This window comes from Gemmatimonadota bacterium, from assembly GCA_016713785.1.
Lineage (GTDB): Bacteria > Gemmatimonadota > Gemmatimonadetes > Gemmatimonadales > GWC2-71-9 > JADJOM01.
Genome location: JADJOM010000003.1, coordinates 2,649,601 through 2,667,620, shown reverse-complemented (window position 1 = coordinate 2,667,620; position 18,020 = coordinate 2,649,601). Strand labels below are relative to the sequence as shown.

14 protein-coding genes are annotated in these 18,020 nt (G+C 73.1%); 9 read left to right on the top strand and 5 right to left on the bottom strand.

The genetic code is table 11. The features are described from left to right. Positions 1 to 173: 173 nt before the first annotated feature. The 3 genes from IPJ95_20060 (at position 174) to IPJ95_20050 (ending at position 4,407) form a co-directional block, all read left to right on the top strand. Entirely contained in the window at positions 174 to 2,801 is a 2,628-nt protein-coding gene (locus IPJ95_20060) for a hypothetical protein (GenBank protein ID MBK7925902.1), read from the top strand. A gap of 111 nt (positions 2,802 to 2,912) precedes the next feature. Further along, entirely contained in the window at positions 2,913 to 3,410 is a 498-nt protein-coding gene (locus IPJ95_20055) for an OsmC family protein (protein ID MBK7925901.1), read from the top strand. 103 nt (positions 3,411 to 3,513) lie between these two features. Beyond that, complete coding sequence (locus tag IPJ95_20050; GenBank protein MBK7925900.1) at positions 3,514 to 4,407, top strand: hypothetical protein; 894 nt, start codon at positions 3,514 to 3,516, stop codon at positions 4,405 to 4,407. A 99-nt stretch (positions 4,408 to 4,506) separates the two neighbouring features. Here the strand turns inward: IPJ95_20050 and IPJ95_20045 are convergent, their stop codons facing one another. Beyond that, complete coding sequence (locus tag IPJ95_20045) at positions 4,507 to 6,285, bottom strand: M61 family metallopeptidase (protein MBK7925899.1); 1,779 nt, start codon at positions 6,283 to 6,285, stop codon at positions 4,507 to 4,509. A gap of 127 nt (positions 6,286 to 6,412) precedes the next feature. Further along, positions 6,413 to 7,696: a dicarboxylate/amino acid:cation symporter gene (locus IPJ95_20040; GenBank protein ID MBK7925898.1), complete on the bottom strand. Its 1,284-nt coding sequence runs from the start codon at positions 7,694 to 7,696 to the stop codon at positions 6,413 to 6,415. 256 nt (positions 7,697 to 7,952) lie between these two features. Here IPJ95_20040 and ilvA point away from each other — a divergent pair, with 256 nt between their 5' ends. After that, positions 7,953 to 9,464: a threonine ammonia-lyase, biosynthetic gene (gene ilvA / locus IPJ95_20035; GenBank protein MBK7925897.1), complete on the top strand. Its 1,512-nt coding sequence runs from the start codon at positions 7,953 to 7,955 to the stop codon at positions 9,462 to 9,464. On the opposite strand, the gene tal is transcribed toward ilvA, so the two are convergent. Both tal and tkt read right to left on the bottom strand, forming a co-directional pair. Further along, a complete protein-coding gene (gene tal / locus IPJ95_20030; GenBank protein MBK7925896.1) occupies positions 9,461 to 10,522 on the bottom strand; it encodes a transaldolase in 1,062 nt (353 codons plus the stop codon). The genes ilvA and tal overlap by 4 nt on opposite strands. Continuing rightward, the gene (tkt, locus tag IPJ95_20025) at positions 10,519 to 12,588 is read right to left on the bottom strand and encodes a transketolase (protein ID MBK7925895.1); all 2,070 of its coding nucleotides are present in this window, start codon (positions 12,586 to 12,588) and stop codon (positions 10,519 to 10,521) included. Before tkt ends, tal begins: the two co-directional genes overlap by 4 nt. An 89-nt stretch (positions 12,589 to 12,677) precedes the next feature. Between tkt and IPJ95_20020 the strand changes: the two genes are divergently transcribed. From IPJ95_20020 to IPJ95_20000, 5 genes are all read left to right on the top strand, one after another. Continuing rightward, positions 12,678 to 13,577: a MerR family transcriptional regulator gene (locus IPJ95_20020; GenBank protein ID MBK7925894.1), complete on the top strand. Its 900-nt coding sequence runs from the start codon at positions 12,678 to 12,680 to the stop codon at positions 13,575 to 13,577. Positions 13,578 to 13,596: 19 nt separating this feature from the next. Continuing rightward, positions 13,597 to 14,493 (top strand): phytoene/squalene synthase family protein, encoded by an 897-nt coding sequence (locus IPJ95_20015; protein ID MBK7925893.1) that lies wholly within the window; start codon positions 13,597 to 13,599, stop codon positions 14,491 to 14,493. Between the two features lie 154 nt (positions 14,494 to 14,647). Continuing rightward, positions 14,648 to 15,097 (top strand): DUF2269 family protein, encoded by a 450-nt coding sequence (locus IPJ95_20010; protein MBK7925892.1) that lies wholly within the window; start codon positions 14,648 to 14,650, stop codon positions 15,095 to 15,097. 26 nt (positions 15,098 to 15,123) lie between these two features. Beyond that, positions 15,124 to 15,585 carry a hypothetical protein gene (locus IPJ95_20005; protein ID MBK7925891.1) on the top strand — a complete coding sequence of 154 codons (462 nt, stop codon included), beginning with the start codon at positions 15,124 to 15,126 and terminating at the stop codon, positions 15,583 to 15,585. Positions 15,586 to 15,672: 87 nt separating this feature from the next. Beyond that, positions 15,673 to 16,197: a hypothetical protein gene (locus IPJ95_20000; GenBank protein ID MBK7925890.1), complete on the top strand. Its 525-nt coding sequence runs from the start codon at positions 15,673 to 15,675 to the stop codon at positions 16,195 to 16,197. 65 nt (positions 16,198 to 16,262) lie between these two features. Here IPJ95_20000 and IPJ95_19995 read toward each other — a convergent pair whose 3' ends face one another. Beyond that, positions 16,263 to 18,017 carry a Mur ligase gene (locus IPJ95_19995; GenBank protein ID MBK7925889.1) on the bottom strand — a complete coding sequence of 585 codons (1,755 nt, stop codon included), beginning with the start codon at positions 18,015 to 18,017 and terminating at the stop codon, positions 16,263 to 16,265. Between the last annotated feature and the right edge of the window lie 3 nt (positions 18,018 to 18,020).

Sequence of the window (18,020 nt, the reverse complement as noted above, 5' to 3'; positions counted from 1 at the left end):
TCCCGTCCCGGGCCGGATTCCGGGCCGCGGCGTCGGCACGCTCGCAGAATGCAAGCGCTCGCCTGTGATCCAGCCCACCGGTGTCCACACGTCCTTCGCCGTACTCTGTGGGTCCGCGTCGGCAGCCGCCGGCCGGTCTCCCGTGCCGCCCGATCCCCGAGGACTCCAGACCCATGTCCACCTTTCTCAAGACCCTGCGCGGCGGTGCCTCCGCCGAAGAGCTGGCCCAGCTCGCGCAACTCGTCAGCCGCCTCGACACCCAGCGGGCCAGCCTCGAGCAGCTGGTGCAGCACGCCGATCGCTCGATCGGCCAGCTGCAGCGGCTGAGCACGCTCGGCGAGCGGGTGAGCACCATCGAGCGGCAGCTGGCGGGGGTCGAGGAGCTGGCGGGACGCTTCGGCGCGGCGGAACGGCAGCTCGCCACCCTGGTGGGCACCCGCAACCAGCTCGAGTCGGACCTGGCGGACATCGGCCGCGGGATCGAGCGCACCCGCGGCGAGGCCGCGCTGGTGCAGGAGCAGGTGGCGCGCACCATGGCGCTCAAGGACGACCTCGCCGGCTTCCTGGCGCTCGAGGGCCCCTTCCGCCAGCTGCGGGGCGAGATGGACACCCTCTCCTCCCAGGGCGAGGCCTTCCGCGGCGAGCTGGCCCGGCTGCGCGAGCAGCACGAGAAGACGCTGGGCCAGTACAAGGCGGCCAGCGGCCGGATCGAGTCCTTCGACGGCGACTGGCAGCGCATCGCCCGGACGCTGGGCGAGACCGAGCATCGCATCGCCGGCATGGAGCAGCTGCTCGCCGACCTCGGCCCGATGGCGGAGTCGGTGGCCCAGACCCGGCGCCAGCTCGCCGGCGTGCGCGCCACCGCCGACCAGGTGGGCCAGAAGGTGGCGCTGCTCGACCAGCAGCGGGACCAGATCGACCGCGCCACCGCCAAGCTCGAGCACCTCACCAGCCTCATGCAGCGCGCCGACCAGGGCCTGGAGCGCCAGGCCGACATCACCCGCACCCTGGGCGACCTCCGCGCCGAGCTCGACCAGCTGGCCGAGCACCACTCGGGGATGCACGACCGCACCCTGCAGGTGGCCGAGCGGCTGGACCGGATCGAGTCGGGGCAGTCGGGCGCCGATCGCTCGCTCGCGCTGCTGCGCGAGGCGCTCGAGCAGCACGCCGAACGGATCCAGCTCGAGAGCCGCGGGATGGAAGGGGTGTCGCAGCGGGTGGGCGACCTGCGCCGCAACCTCAATGAGTGGGAAGGCCGCTTCTCCGCCCTCGCCGCCGGCGCGGAGGCGATCACCGGCGCCGCGGCACGGGCCGACGCGCTCACCGCGCAGGTCGGCGAGCTGGGCGGCGAGCTGGGCCGCATCACGGAGCTGGGCGCGCGGGCCCGCGCCGGGCTCAGCGACCTGGAGCGGCTGGAGGAGAACATCGGCGGGCTCACCGAGCGCACCTGCCGCCTCGAGGAATCCCGGCCGGTGCTGGAGCGCACCGTCCGCGACCTGCAGTCCCTCTCCGCTACCGGGGAGGCCATCCGCGACGCGCTGGAGCAGCTGCGCACCGCGCGGCAGGAGATGACCGACACCCGCGGCCGCGTGGAGGGCACCCGCACCTGGCTCGGCGAGGCCGAACGCCAGATGGCCGCCCTCAAGGGCGACCTCACCGGCCTGGACCGCCAGCGCACCCTGCTCGACACCCTGCGGCGCGAGGTGGACCAGCTGGCCGCGTCGCTCAACGTGGTCGAGACCCGGCGCGGCCTGGTGGAGGAGGTGCAGCAGCAGCTGGGTGGCGTGTCGCAGCTCGGCGCGTCGATCGAGGAGCGGGCCCGCGCGCTCACCGAGCGCCTGGCCGGCGCCGAGGACCGGCTCGACACCATGGGGCCGCGGCTCGACGAGGTGAACCGCACCGGAAACCAGCTGGTGAGCGTGAGCGCGGAGCTGCGCGAGATGGAGCAGCGGGTGCGCGAGGTCGAAGGCACGGTGAGCGGGGTGGAGCACAAGGCGAAGGGTCTCACCCAGCTCTCCGACAAGATGCACGACCTGGCCCGCGAGGTGGACCAGCGGCAGGCGGCGCTGGCCCGCGCGGCCGAGCACCTGGAGCGGGCCACCACCCTTCGGCAGGAGGCGGCGGAGGCGGCGCAGCTCCTCGCCACCCGCACCCACGAGATGGACGAGGTGCTCACCCGGGCGGGCGAGCGGCTGCAGGCCACCGAGGTCCTGGCCCGCGAGCTCGATGGCCGGGTGGCGTCGCTCTCCACCATGCAGGAGCGGCTCAACGGCTTCGAGGCCCGCCTGGCCGAGTGGCGGGGCGCGGAGCAGCAGCTGGCGCAGGCCATGGAGCAGGCCTCGGTGCGGCAGGCCACCATCGGCGCGCTCCAGGGCGAGATCCGGGCGCTGTTCGAGGTGGCGGAGCGCACCCAGGCCGACGCGCGCGCGGTGGTGGAGGCCCATCCGCAGCTGGCGCGCACCCGCGCCGAGCTCGACGGGCTGCTGGAGCGCCTCGGCGACGCCGGCGGGATGCTGCGCACGCTCGAGGAGCGCCGCCGGCAGCTGGACCGCACCGAGGAGCGGCTGGCCCACGCCGAGACCCTGGTGATCGACGTCCGCGGCGCGCTGGAGACGCTGCTGGCCCAGAAGGCCCAGGTGGACCACTTCCTGGAGAAGGCCGCGGCACTCGCGCTGGAGACCCGCCGCGCGGAGGGGCTGCTGGAGACCCTGCGCGAGGAGCGGCGGATGACCGACCGGATCCAGGCCTCGCTGGCCGACCTCCGGCGCCGGGACGAGGGGGCGGTGGCGCCGGTGGCGTAGCAACAACGGGGGGAAGCGGGAAGCGGGAAGCGGGAAGCGGTGGCGTGGGGATATGTTCCCTGCACCGGTTCCCGCTTCCCTTTTCCCTTTTCCCGTTTCCCGTCAGTTCACATGACCCCTGCTGATCTTCGGGCCCTCCAGGCCCCCCTCAAGGACCGCTACCGCCACGACCCCGCCACGGCGCGGGTCACCTCGCGGGCCACCGCCACCCTGGTCCCGGGCACGGTGAGCTGCGACGTGACGATGGGCGGGCAGGTGGTCCGCGCCGGCCTCCATCCCGCCACCGGTGGCGACGGCACCCTGCGCTGCTCCGGGGACATCGTCCTCGAGGCGCTGGCGGCCTGCGCCGGGGTCACGCTGAGCGCCGTGGCAATGGCCATGGGGATCCCGATCCGCGCCGGCGCCATCCATGCGGAAGGGGACTGGGACGCGCGGGGCACCCTCGGCGTGAGCCGGGAGGTGCCCGTCGGGCTCACGGCCGTCCGGCTCCGGGTGGAGCTGGACAGCGATGCCACGCCCGAGCAGCGGCAGAAGCTGCTGGAACTCACCGAGCGCTACTGCGTGGTGGCGCAGACGCTGACCCACGGAGTCCAGGTCGGGATCAGCTGAGGAACGTGGGAAACGGGAAGCGGGAGGTGGGCCTGGTTCCCGTTTCCCTTTTCCCGTTTCCCTTTTCCCTTTTCCCTTCTCCCGCTTCCCGTTTTCTTCCGGCATGCGCACCCGCTTCGCCCCCGCTCCCACCGGCTACCTCCATCTCGGGCACGTCGCCAACGCGCTGACCGTGTGGGGTGAGGCGCGGGCCCGCGGCGCCGAGGTGCTGCTGCGGATCGAGGATCATGATCGGCAGCGCTGCCGGCCCGGGTACGAGGCCGCGCTGCTCGAGGACCTCGAGTGGCTGGGCTTCGTGCCGGACATCGCGCCGCCGGCGGTCTTCCGTCGCGGCCCGACACCCTATCGCCAGAGCGACAACGGCCCCGCCTACCTGGCGGCGCTGGCGCAGCTCGAGGCGGCCGGGCATCGGGTGTACGCCTGCGACTGCTCCCGCCAGGACGTGATGGCGCGCGCACCCGCCGTGGTCAGTGCCGACATCGAGGTTCCCTATGACGGCTATTGTCGAGATCGTGGCCTGAGTCACGGACCGGGCCGCGCCACGCGAGTACTGTTGCGTCCCGGTGTGGTGCGCTTCCATGATCTCCGACTGGGGACGCAACACCAGGAACCGGCCGCCCAGTGTGGCGACCTCACGCTCCGGGATCGCCTGGGCAACTGGACCTACCAGTTCGCGGTGGTGGTGGACGACCGGGACCAGGGCGTGGACCTCGTCATCCGCGGGATGGACCTGCTGGCCTCGACCGGACGGCAGCGTGCCCTGGCCCGGCTGCTCGGCGTCGCGAACCCGCCGCGTGTCCTGCATCACCCGCTCCTCCGCAAGCCCGGCGGCGCCAAGCTGAGCAAGTCGGATCACGACACCAGCGTGCGCGACCTGCGGGAGCAGGGCCGGTCACCCGCCGACCTCTTCGGCCTCGCGCTGCACGGACTGGGCAGGCCCGGCCCCGGTGCCCTTCCGCTCGAGGACGCCCTGGGCCTCTTTTCACCACCCGCCTGACCGGTGTGCATGGACTGAAGCGCAACGCGGGGCGGGGAGCACCTGGCTCCCCGCCCCGCATCGTGCCGGCTCCCGCGCCGGCCGTCGGTGCCTGCCCGGTCAGTTCCCGGTGCTTCCGGTGAAGATGCCGTGCCGGATGCGCTGGGCCTTGGCGCTCGCGTCCGGGTCGAGGACCAGGCGCTGCTGGGTGAGCACCACCAGGCGGACGGTGCCCGTCAGGGTGAGTTCCTGGTCGCCGCGGCGTACCCGGATCGGCAGGCTGGCCCCGTCCTTGTCGCCGTAGGTGGCGCGGAACTGCTGGAAGGACGGCTCCCCGGTGATCGCGATGTCGCCGAGCGCGAGCAGGATGTCGCCCGCCTGCACGCCCGCGGCCCCGGCGGCGCCGTCGGGGGCCACCGCCATCACGCGGGTGCCGGTGGAATCGGTGCTGGTGTTGATGCCGAGCCGCGCCGAACGCATGCTGTCGGTCACGAGCCGGAGCCCGGCGAGGGGCAGCACCGTGTCGTACGGGAACGGCTCGCGGCCGTCGATGTAGCGGTCGTTGAAGCCGTCGAAGCTCCGGCCCCCGGCGGCCCGGCGCACCGCGCCCCACCACTCCGCCGCCCCGAAGCCCTTCCCCTTCTTGAAGGTGCCGCCGTAGGTCTCGCGCATCACGGCGTCGAGGCTCTGCCGGTTGTCGCTGGCGTCGCGGATGATGATGTCGAGCAGGAACCCGGCGAGCGAGCCCTTGGGGTAGTACAGGTAGCCGGTGCCATCGGTGGGGTGGATCCAGGTGGAGAGCGACGCATCCTCCAGCGCCACCGCCGGGGACTGGTTCACCTGGGCGATCTTGCCGCCGGTGGTGGCGAGGAACCCCGCGGAGTCGATCACGCCGGCCCGCACCATCGTGAGGTCGGCGTAGTAGTCGGTGATCCCCTCGCTGACCCACAGCCAGACCGTCGGCTGCGACACGTCGTAGCGGTAGGGCACCATCTCCGCCGGCCGCAGGCGCTTCACGTTGAAGGCGTGGAACATCTCGTGGGCGGTGACCGAGGCCACCCACTCCTGCCCGATCCCCTCGGGGGTGTAGATGCCGAGGTGGCTGTTCTGGTGCTCCAGGGCGGAGCCGCCGCCGAAATCCTTCGGGAACACCATGAGGGTGGTGTAGCTGTCGTACGGGGTCTCGCCGAACACCCGGACCTGGGGCGCGAACAGCGGCCGGTACTGGTCCCAGAAGGCGCTGCGCGCGGCACCCGCGAGCGTGCCGGCGGGGTAGGTCGCGAGCCGCACGGTCAGGCCGTTGACGGTGGCGCTGTCGAGGTCGAAGCGGCCCACGAAGAACGGCATGTCCACCAGGTCGTGGTAGCTGCGCTCGCCGTAGCTGCCGTCGGGGCGGCGGTGCATCCCGGTGGCCACCAGCCACTCCGACTCGGTGCGGATGCGCACCGTGGCCGGGAACTCGAGGCTGCGACCCTCGGGGTACGGGAAGAGGTTGGTGCCGTTGAAGAACGCGAAGTCCTCGCGGCTCCAGGCCATGGCGTTGTCGAGCGAGTCGGCGTACACCATGAAGCGCACCGACACCTGTCGGGCGCCGCCGGTGCGGATGCGCCAGGTGTCGTAGTCCACCTTGTCCCAGCGCAGCGCCTGGCCGCCGGCCACGGCGCTGAACTCCGACACCCAGCGGGCGAAGTTGGTCACCTCGTAGGCGCCCGGGGTCCAGGTGGGGAGCGAGAGCAGCACGTCGCCGCTGCCCGAGACGTCGAACCGCATGCCGACCTCGAGGCTGCGCCGGGCGGCGGTCTCGCGGGTGAAGCTGACGTCGTAGGTGATGTTGGTGATCGGGGCGCTGACGGCCGGCGCCCCGGTGGCGAGGGCAAGCAGGGCAAGACTGGCAAGCATGACGCGGGAATCCTGGGATGGGGGACGCCCCCTAGACGGCCGGGGGCGGGATTTGGTTGCAGAGGTGAAACGTGCGCGGGGCCCCCCGGGGGGGGGGCCGGGGGCCCCGCCGCCGGGCCCGGCGCCCCTAGTGGCCGGCCGCCGGGGTCGCCGCCGCCACGGCCGGGGGAGCCGGCGGGCCCCACTCGCCTTCCCACTTGGCCATGGCCGCGGAGGCCAGGCAGTTGCCGAGCAGGTTGACGGAGGTCCGGGCCATGTCCATCAGGGCGTCCACGCCGAGGATGACGGCGATGCCCTCGAGCGGCAGCTGGAAGTGGGTCAGGGTGCCGGCCAGGATCACCAGCGAGGCCCGGGGCACCGCGGCCACCCCTTTGCTGGTGAGCATGAGGGTCAGCATCATGAGGATCTGGGTGCCGATCGGCATGTCCACCCCGGCCGCCTGCGCCACGAACACCGAGGCCACCGCCAGGTACAGGGTGGAGCCGTCGAGGTTGAACGAGTACCCGGTGGGGAGCACGAACGACACGATCCGCTTCGGGACCCCGAACTTCTCCATGTTCTCCAGGGCCAGCGGCAGCGCGGCCTCCGAGGAGGCGGTCGAGAAGGCGATGAGCCACGGCTCCTTGGCCCAGCGCCAGAACTCGCGGATGGGAATCTTGAAGAGCAGCGCCACCGGGATGAGCGCCACCAGCACGAACACGATCAGCGCGCCGTAGAGCGTGCCCACCAGCTGGGCCAGGTTGCCCAGCACGCCCAGGCCGTTCCGCCCCACGGTCACCGCCACGGCGGCCCCGATGCCGATCGGCGCGAACAGCATCACCACCCCGGTGAACTTGAACATCACCTCCGACACCCCCTCGAGGAATGAGAGGACGGTGTGCTTGTGGGGGCTCTTCACCTGCGCCAGGCCGATGGCGAACAGGATCGCGAAGAACACGATCTGCAGCACCTCGTTCTTGGCCGCGGCCTCGAAGAAGCTGGCCGGCACCGTGTGCTCCAGCACGCTGGCCAGGGTCGGGGTGTTGCTGGTGAACTGCTGCACCTGGGTGGAGTCGACCTGGACGTTGAGGTCGATGCCGACGCCGGGGCGGGTGTAGTTGACCGCGATCAGGCCGATGGCCAGCGCGATGGTCGTGACCACCTCGAAGTACACCAGCGAACGGAAGGCCAGCCGGCCCACCCGCTTGAGGTCGTCGCCGTGCCCCGCGATGCCCACCACCAGGCTCGCGAAGACCAGCGGGGCGACGATCGACTTGATCATCCGCAGGAAGATCGAGGAGAAGGGCTGCAGCCAGGGCGTGAGGTCGGTGGCGGTCCAGACCGAATGGTCGAAGTGGCCGATGACCACGCCCACGACCATGGAGATGATGATCCACCACGTCAGGGAGATGCGCCGGAGGAAGGCGAACATGAGCCCGGGAGGGTAAGGGGAATTGGCCAGAGGGCAACGGGAAGCGGGAAACGGGAAACGGGAAACCGGCCCACGGGGCCGACTGCCCTCCCCGCCTCGCCGAACGTAAGATGTCACCTGACGTTCCCGGCCGCCACCGTGCCGATCGTCGGCAAGCCGCTTCCCGCTTCCCGCTTCCCGCTTCCCTTTCCCCGCTTCCCTTTTCCCACTTCCCGCGTCCCCCCTATTCTCCATCCAACCCGTTGCCGGGACGCCCATGCCCATCGACTACCTCCGCAGGAGCCTCAACGCCCGCGTCTATGACGTGGCCATCGAGAGCCCGCTCGAGGCCGCGCCGGCGCTGAGTGCCCGGCTGGGCCACCGGGTGCTGCTCAAGCGGGAGGACATGCAGCCGGTGTTCTCCTTCAAGCTGCGTGGCGCCTACAACAAGATGGCCGGCCTGGCCCCCGCCGCCCTCCGCCGCGGCGTCATCGCCGCGTCCGCCGGCAACCACGCCCAGGGGGTGGCCCTCGCCGCGCAGCGGCTCGGCTGCCGCGCGGTGATCGTCATGCCCGTGACCACCCCGCGGATCAAGGTGGAGGCGGTCCGCGCCCGCGGGGCCCGGGTGGTGCTGCATGGCGATACCTACGACGAGGCCGCGGCCGAGGCGCGGCGGCTGGAGCGGGCCAAGGGGTACGCCTTCGTGCACCCCTATGATGATCCCGACGTGATCGCGGGGCAGGGCACCGTGGGGCTCGAGATCCTGCGGCAGGCCCCGGCCGACCTCCACGCGGTGTTCGTGGCGGTGGGCGGCGGCGGGCTGATCGCGGGCGTGGGCGCCTGCGTGAAGGCGGTGCGGCCGGGGGTGCGGGTGATCGGGGTGGAGCCGGTCGACGCCGACGCCATGGCCCGCTCGCTTCGGGCCGGCCGGCGGGTGACCCTGGACCAGGTGGGGCTCTTCGCCGACGGGGTGGCGGTGAAGCGGGTGGGGGCGGAGCCGTTCCGGCTGGCCCGCCAGGTGGTGGACGAGATGATCCTGGTCGACACCGACGCGATCTGCGCCGCCATCAAGGACGTCTTCGAGGAGACCCGCAGCATCCTCGAGCCGGCGGGCGCGCTGGCCATCGCGGGGGCCAAGGCCTGGGCGGCGCGGCATCGCGGGCCGGCGCGGACCGTGGTGGCGATCGCCTGCGGCGCCAACACCAACTTCGACCGGCTGCGCTTCGTGGCCGAGCGGGCCGAGGTGGGCGAGGCGCGCGAGGCCATCCTGGCGGTGACCATCCCCGAGCGCCCCGGCAGCTTCCGGCGCTTCTGCGCCGCCATCGGCCCGCGCAGCATCACCGAGTTCAATTACCGCATGGGCGATCCCGACCGCGCCCACGTCTTCGTCGGGCTCGAGGTGCAGGGCCGGCCCGAGGCGCGGCGCATCGCCGCCACGCTCCGCCGCCGCGGCTTCCCCACCCTCGACCTGAGCGCCAACGAGATGGCCAAGCTGCACCTGCGCCACCTGGTGGGCGGGCACGCGCCCGGCGCCCGGCACGAGGTGCTCTACCGCTTCGAGTTCCCGGAACGGCCCGGCGCGCTGCTGCGCTTCCTCGACGCCATGCGCTCCGACTGGAACATCAGCCTGTTCCACTACCGGAACCACGGGGCCGACTCGGGGCGGGTGCTGGTGGGGATGCAGGTGCCGCCCGCCGAGGCCCGCGCCTTCCGGCGGTTCCTCGACGAGCTGGGCTATCCGTGGGTGGAGGAGACGCGGAACCCGGCGGCGCGGCTGTTCCTGGGCTAGACCAGGACCGCGGCCTTCTTCTCGATCACGGCGAGCAGCGACGCGAACGACGCCGCGAACGAGCTCACCCCCTCGGACTCGAGGATCGGGGTGATGTGCTCGAGGTTGATGCCCTGCCGCGCCAGGTCGGCGAGCACGGCGGGCGCGGTGGCGACGGCCTCGTGGATGCGCCGGGCCGGCTGGCCATGGTCGCGGTAGGCGGCGAAGGTGGCCGGCGGCAGGGTGTTCACGGTGCGGTCGCCCACCAGCGCCTCCACGTAGTACACGTCGGGAAGGCTCGGGTCCTTGGCGCTGGTGGAGGCCCACAGCGGCCGCTGCACCATGGCGCCCACCGCCGCGAGCCCCTGCCACCGCGGCGTGGCGAACAGCTCCTCGAACGCCTGGTAGGCCAGCGCCGCGTTGGCGATCGCCGCCTTGAACCCCGGCACCTTGCCGTCCACCCGGCTCACGAAGAAGCTCGCCACCGACGCGATGGCGCCGATCGGCCGCCCCGCGCGGTGCCGCTGCTCCAGCCCGCCCATGAACGCCTCGACCACCTCGCGATAGCGCTGCACCCCGAACAGCAGGGTGACGTTCACGTTGATGCCCTGCGCCAGGCAGTGGGTGATCGCCGGGAGCCCCTCGCGGGTGCCCGGGATCTTGATCATCACGTTGGCCCGCTCCACCCGGTGCCACAGCCGCTCGGCCTCGCGGATGGTGCCCTCGGTGTCGTGCGCCAGCGTGGGCGAGACCTCGATCGAGACCAGCCCGTCGAGCCCCCCCGACGCCTCGTACACCTCGCGGAAGAGGTCGCACGCGGCCTGCACGTCGGCCACCGCCAGCGCCTCGAAGATCTCGGCCGGGGTGCGCCCCTCCGCCGCCAGGCGGCGGATGTCGGCGTCGTAGAGGTCGCTCCCCGCGATGGCCTTCTCGAAGATCGTGGGGTTGGTGGTCATGCCCCGCAGGCCGTCCTCGCGGATCAGCCGCCCCAGCTCGCCCGAGGCGATGAGGTCGCGGGTGATGAAGTCGTACCAGGGGCTCTGGCCGTGGGCGCCGAGCTGGCGGAGGGGATTGGTCATGAAAGCACCCGTGTGACCGCGGCAACGATGCCGTCGGCGGTGAACCCGAATTCCTTGAACAGGCGGTCCGCCGGGGCGGACGCGCCGAAGTGGTCGATCCCGACGACTTCGCCCCGCTCCCCCACCCACCGGTGCCAGCCGAAGCTGGTCGCCGCCTCGACGGCCACCCGCGCACGCACCGCCGCCGGGAGCACCGCCTCACGATAGGCGGCGGGCTGCGCCGCGAACAGTTCCCACGACGGCAGCGACACCAGCCGCGCCGCCACCCCCGACGCCTGCAGCCGTTCCACCGCCGCCAGCGCCAGGTGCACCTCCGCCCCGGTGGCCATGACGATGGCCGCGGGGGTGCCGCCGGGGGCGTCGAGCAGCACGTATCCGCCCCGCGCCGCGCCCTCCGCCGGCGCGTACCGGGTCCGGTCGAGGATCGGCAGCTTCTGCCGCGAGAGCACCAGCACGGTGGGCCCGTCGGCGCGACGCACCGCGGCCTTCCAGGCCTCGACCGTCTCGTTCGCGTCGGCCGGCCGGATCACGGTGACGTTCGGCGTGGACCGCAGCATCGCGAGCTGCTCGATCGGCTGGTGCGTCGGGCCGTCCTCGCCCAGGCCGATGGAGTCGTGGGTGCCGATGTAGACCACCGGCAGCTGCATCAGCCCCGCGAGGCGGATCGACGGCTTGCAGTAGTCGGTGAAGATCAGGAAGGTGCTGCCGAAGGGGCGGATGCCGCCGTGCGCCGCCATCCCGTTGAGGCAGGCGCCCATGCCGTGCTCGCGCACGCCCCAGTGGACGTTCCGGCCGGTGCCGGTGGCCGAGAAGCTGCCGCCGCCCTTGATGTCCGTGCCGGTGCTCTCGGCCAGGTCGGCCGAGCCGCCCATGAGGTTCGGGAGCTTTGCCGCCAGCGCGTTGAGCACCTTGGCGGAGGCCTGCCGGGTGGCCAGCTGGCCGTCGGCGGGGGTGAAGCCGGGGAGCCCGTCGTCCCAGCCCGCGGGGAGCGCACCCGAGAGCCACTGCTCCAGCTCGGCGGCGAGCGCGGGGTGGGCGGCGCGGTAAGCCGCGAAGCGGGCGGACCAGTCCGCGTGCGCGGCGGCACCCCGCCGCCGGGCGGCATCGCGCCAGGCCACGGTCTCGGGCGCCACGTGGAACGGGGTCTCGGGCCAGCCGAGGATGGCCTTGGTCTTCGCCACCTCGTCCTTGCCGAGGGGCGCGCCGTGGGCGGCGGAGGTGTTCCCCTTGGTGGGCGCGGGGTCGCCGATCTTCGTGCGCAGGACCACCAGCGTCGGCCTGGCCGCCTCGGCGCGGGCCGCGGCGAGCGCCGCCGCGATCGCGGCCAGGTCGTTGCCATCGGCCACCCGCAGCACGTGCCAGCCGTAGGCCTCGAAGCGGCGCCCCACGTCCTCGGTGAAGCTGAGCGCGGTGTCACCGTCGATGGTGATGTGGTTGTCGTCGAAGATCAGGGTCAGGCGCCCCAGCCCCAGGTGCCCGGCGAGCGAGGCGGCCTCGCTCGCCACGCCTTCCATGAGGTCGCCGTCGCTCACGAAGCCCCAGACCCGGTGGTCGATCACCTCGTGGCCCGGGCGGTTGAAGCGCTCGCGCAGCACCCGCTCGGCGATGGCCATGCCCACCGCGTTCCCCACGCCCTGGCCCAGCGGGCCGGTGGTGGTCTCCACGCCGACGGTGTGGCCGCGCTCCGGGTGCCCCGGCGTCTTCGATCCCCACTGCCGGAACTGGCGCAGGTCCTCGAGCGTGAGCTCATACCCGCTCAGGTGCAGCAGCCCGTAGAGGAGCATCGAGGCGTGGCCGCAGGAGAGCACGAAGCGGTCGCGGTCGGGCCAGGCGGGGGCGGCGGGATCGAACCGGAGGCACTGTTCCCAGAGGACGATCGCCGCCGGGGCGAGGGCCATCGGGGTGCCGGGATGGCCCGACTGGGACTGTTCCACGGCGTCCATGGCGAGGACGCGGAGGGAGTTGATGACCTGCCAGGTGGCGTCGGACGAGGCGGCCTCGGTGGCCGGACGGGTCCGCGTCGCGGGGGTGCTCAGGACTGGGCTCCGGTAAAGACGGCCAAACATAGCGGGTGCTGGCGGGACCGTGTGAGGGGGCGCTATACTTGTTCAACGATTTTTGTGATAACCTTGAACAAACAAACGCCCCCGACGCCATGACCGCCATCGCGCCCAACCGCACCTACGAGATTCACGAAGTCGCCGAGCTCACCGGCCTGCAGACCGCGCGGCTGCGCGCGTGGGAACGGCGCTATGAAGTGGTCCGGCCCCGCCGCCTGCCCAACCGCTATCGGGTCTACACCAGCGAGCAGGTGGCGCTGCTGCGCGCCTTCGGGCGCCTGTGCGCGGCGGGGGAGCGCATCGGCGACCTGGTCCGGGAGGCACGCGAGTCGGTCATCGCCCGGGCCGAGGGGCGGGCCACCGACGGCTCGCCGCTTTCGCTCATGCTCGAGGCCATCCGCCGGCTCGACCGGGAGCAGCTCACCCAGCTGCTGCAGGAGCAGCGCCAGCGGCTCGGCGGGCTCCGCTTCGGGCGGGAGATCGTCCTCCCCCTGAGCGAGGTGATCGGTGATCTCTGGGCCCTCGGCAAGCTCAACGTGGCGGCCGAGCACCTCGCCAGCGAGGTCGTGGTGCAGCAGCTCAAGCAGGAACTCGCCGGCGGCCCGGCCACCGGCCCGGTGCTGCTGGCCGCGTGCATGCCGGGCGAGCACCATGAGTGGGGCTTCCTGGTGACGCTGGTCGAGATGCGGCAGGCCGGCTGGCGGGTGCAGTACCTCGGCGCCGACCTGCCGCTCAAGGATCTGACCGACGCGGCGTGGACGGTGGTCCCCGCCGTGGTGGCCATCTCCGCCGTCAATCCGGACAACGTGCTCGCCCGGCTGGTGGAGCTGCGCCGGTTGCCGCGGCTGCTCCCGCCCGGGACCCGGGTGGTGCTGGGTGGGGCGGGCGCGGATGCCAACGGCGCGCGGTTGCGCCGGGCGGGGCTCAAGGTGGGCGCGGGCGCGATCCCGGCGCCGGGCGCGGCGCCGACGCCCCTGCGGGTGGTGCTGGCGTGAGCGCGCTGGGGACATCGCCGTGATCCTCGATCCGCTGGAACGGAGCTACGCCGAGGCGGAAGCGCTCACGGCCACCTGGGCCAAGAGCTTTCACTTTGCCAGCCGGTTCCTGCCCGCGGCCAAGCGCCGTGCCGTGTGCGCGCTCTATGCCTATTGCCGCCACGCCGACAACCTGGTCGACGACCGCGGCGACCGGCCGGAGGCGCAGGCCCGCGCCGACCTCGCCGCACTCGCGGCGCAGGTCCGGGCCATGCACGCGGGCACCCCGCCGACCGACGACCGCTGGCTGGCGTTGCACGACACCCTGCGGCGCTATCCCGTACCGCTGGACCCGCTGCTCGAGCTGCTGGAGGGCGTGGCCCTGGATCTCGAGCCGGTGGCCATCCCCGACGTCGCGGCGCTCGAGCGCTATTGCCGCCAGGTGGCCGGGGGGGTGGGGCTCGCGGTGGCGCCGATCCTCGGCGCCCAGCCGGGGGAGGAGGCTGCCGGGCTGCAGCTCGGGCTCGCCATGCAGCTCACCAACATCCTGCGCGACGTGCGCGAGGACCTGGACCGCGGCCGGCTCTACTTTCCCGCCACCGAACTCGCCGCGTGGGGAATCAGCCGGGCGGATCTGGAGCGGCGCACGATGACGCCGCGGCTCCGGCTGTACGTGGCCTTCCAGATCTGCCGGGCCCGGGAGTACTTCGCGGCGGCGGAACCGGCGATCGACCGCTTTCCGGACGACGGCTCCCGCCTCACCGTGCGGCTCATGCAGCGCACCTACGCCGGGATTCTCGATGAGATCGAGCGGATGGACGGTGACGTCTTCCGCGCCCGGGCGCACGTCCCCTTCCGGCGGAAGCTGGTGATCCTGGGACGCGCCATGCTGTCCCGCGGGCCGCGCCAGTCGCTGCTCGACACCACCCCGGCCTGAGGCCTCGCGCCGGCGACCATCTGGCCGGTCGCCGCGTGGGCAGCGTACCTTTCCGCGATGGACCTGCACCTGCCCGGCACGCCCCCGCTCACCCCGCGCCCGGCCCCGGCGCGCCGCCCGCCTGCCCGGCGGCGTGGCCCGACCGAGGCCCGCCATGGTTGACTACCTCGTCATCAAGTCGCTCCACCTGCTGGGCGCGGTGCTGCTGCTCGGCAACGTGACCGTCACGGGCGTGTGGTCCTACTACCTCTACCGTCATTGGCGTGACGGCACGGTGCCGTTCCGCCCGATCGCGCGGGCCATCCTCTGGACCGACCTGGCCTTCACCGCCGGGGGCGGGGCGGCGCTCACGGTGAGCGGGGTCTGGATGATTCTCCGCATGGACTACCCGGTGCTGGCCACGCCGTGGCTGCTCAAGGGCATCGTGGCGCTCTCCCTCAGCACGCTCTCGTGGCTGGTGGTGCTGCTCCCCGACCAGGTGCGGCTCGAGAAAAGCGACGACCCGGCGGTGATCCGGCGGCTGTTCCAGCGCTGGTCGGTGGTGGGCTGGGCCTCGACGGCGCTGCTGTTCTACGCGTTGTGGGTGATGGTCACCAAGCGCTGACCATGGCATCGTGCCGCTGGGCCCACATGCTGGCACTGCTCACGGCCGCGCCGCTGGCGGCCCAGGCCCAGCCCGGGTGGTCGCTGGCCCAGGCCGCAAAGAACGGCTTCGCCGACCTCTGGGACGCCAGCGTGGCCGACCGTCGGGAGTATGTGGCCTGCCTCGGCGGGTGGCTGGAGGGGGATACCGTCCACGTGACGGACGTCCTCCCGCTCGAGGTGGCGCAGGCCGACAGCCTCACTGCGGAAGCGCAGGCGTCGATCGAGCGCTGCGGCCCGCCCGGGTGGATCGGGACCATTCACACCCACATCCGCTCCACCGACGACGAGCGTCCCTCCGGGTTCTTCAGCCCGTCCGACCGGGCCGTGATGTCGGCCTGGGTGAGCCGCTGGGGGCAGCAAGGCGCCTTCTGCCTGCTCCACAGCGACCGGGCCGCCAAGTGCGAGGTGTACCCGCCGGGGCTCCCGCTCCGCCCCCGCCGGGAGTAGCCGGGCGCCCCCCCGTTCCCCCATGCTGCATCAGGGTTTATCTTGCCCCTCCCCAAGAACAGACCGTCGCCAGTCGGAGAACGAGCCGTGTCAGACGAGCCGGAGTACCTGAAGGCCCTCAAGCGGAACCAGGAAAAGCAGAAGGCGGGCAGCGCGGCCAAGTCCGCGACCGTCACCAAGGGCGGGACCCCCTCCCCTGCCGAGCGGGAAGCCACCCGCTGGGCCCGCGAGGTGGGCGGCAAGGAAGTGCGGATCGCCCCGTCGGTGACGGGGGCCAAGGTGGCGCTGCTGGTCCGGCCCATCACGCCGTTCGGCACCCCGGCGGTGACCCTCGAGGGTCTCGGCAGCCGGGAGGCGCTGGGGGAGCGGGTCAAGGCGGCGGCGGGCGCGGGCGAGGAGGTCCTCGGCTGCTTCGAGCTGACCACGGGGCGCCCCCTGACGGTCGAGGTGCAGGACGGCAAGGCGGTCATCACCGCCGGCGCCCCGCGCCAGATCATGAAGGCGGAGAGCCCGGAGCGGATGATCCGGCTGGCCGCCAAGCAGGCCGAGGAGCTGGCCAAGACCCGCAAGCTCGACGACCGCGACAACAAGGGCGGCCGCGGCCGGCGCTAGCCGCCACGCGGGGCGTGTCATGAAGGCCGGGATCCTCGGATCCCGGCCTTCGTTGTTGCGGGGGATTACTCGGGCAGCGGCGTGCCGGGCCGCCAATCCTGGGCGTAGAGCCGCTCCAGGAGGGCGATCACGCGGCCGCGCTCGGCGTGGGTGGGGAGCACCAGCAGGTCGCCGGGACGGGCCCAGGCGAGCGCGGCGCGCACCGCGAGCAGCTCGGTGGGGTGGCGCTCGACGCTTGCCGGGTCGGCACCGAGGGCCTGAAGCTCCGCGGCCAGGAGGTCGCTGGCCTCGCCGGGCTGCCGGCCCCGCAGGTAGTGCTCCATCTCCTTCAGCAGCACCCGGTCGGGGCGCAGCGCCCAGGCGCTGCGCGCCAGCTGGCGGATGGCGTCGTCGTCGCGGTCGCCGGCCTGCCCCAGGATTACCAGGCGGCGGGCGGCGGGGAGGGCGCGCGCCAGCGCAATCAGCGCGTCCATGCCGTGCGGGTTGTGGGCGAAGTCCACGATGGCCGTGGCGCCGCCCAGCTGGTAGAGGTTGAGGCGGCCCGGGTTGTCGTGGCTGGTGCCGTGGAACTGGCGCAGGCCGGCGCGGATCGCGTCGAGTGGCAGGCCGGCGACGGCCGCGAGCGCCACCGCGCCGAGGGCGTTGTAGACGTTGTGCCGCGCCGCGCCGCCGATGGTCATCGGCGCGTCCGCCACCGGCAGCACCTCGGTGCGCGCGCCGCCCTGCGCCAGCACGATCATCCCGTCTTCCACCCAGCAGGCATCGCCTCCCGTGGCCCGGTGCGCGGCGAGGACCGGCGCGCCCGGATCGAGGGAGGTCCACAGGATCGGGGCGCGGGCCAGCGGCGCCACCGCCACCAGGTGCGCGTCGTCGGCGTTGAGCACCAGGCGGCCGCCGGGCAGCACGGCGCGCCCCACCACCAGCTTGGTCTCGGCCAGGGTGCGCAGGTCGCCGACGCCCCACTCGCCCACGTGGTCCTCGGCGATGTTGGTGACCATGGCCGCCACGGCGCGGGTGGCGGCCAGGCCGCGGCGGAGGATCCCGCCCCGCGCGGTCTCGAGCACGGCGAATTCCACCCGGCGATCACGCAGCACGAAGCGCGCGCCGGCGGGGCCGGCCCAGTCGCCGCGGTCCATCACCTCGCCGCCGATGGTCACGGTATCAGTGCAGCTCAGCCCCGTGAGGCGCCCGGCGGCGGTGGCCATGGCCGCGAGCAGCCGGACGGTGGTGGTCTTGCCGTTGGAGCCGGTCACGAGCACCACGGGGATGTCATGGATGCCGGCCCAGTCCACCTGCGCCGGTGCCGGGAGGGCGCCGACCGCCCAGGTGCGGGAGCCGGTGCCGGCGCCCACCGAGACCTCGTCGGGATCGTGCAGGCAGGTGAGGCCGCGGGCGGTGGCCTCCCGGTAGAGCGCCAGCAGGGCGGGGCGGGCCTCGGCGCGCATCCGCTCCCGCAGGTCGGCGGCGGCCACCGCCTCGATGGGGGCCGCCGGGCCGCCGAGGTGCTCGGTGGCCGCGGCGATGGCCCACTCGTTGATCTCGGTCGCGGTGAAGAGGAGGTCGATCGGGGCGCTCACGGCCACGCTGGCGCCGTGCGCAAAGCGGCGGGCCGTGAGCGCCTCCGTGGTCCAGCCGAGCCGGTCGAGCATGCGCCGCGCCGCCTCCCGCCAGGCGGCGAGGAAGCCGTCGAGCAGCTCATCGGGGCAGGTGACCTCCGCCACGGCCCCGGGGCGGTCCCAGAGGAGGCCCGGTCCGGGCACGCGGCGCGAGTCGGCGAGGGTGATCGCCGGCGCGCCGGTGGGCGTGGTGGGGGGGGTCACGGC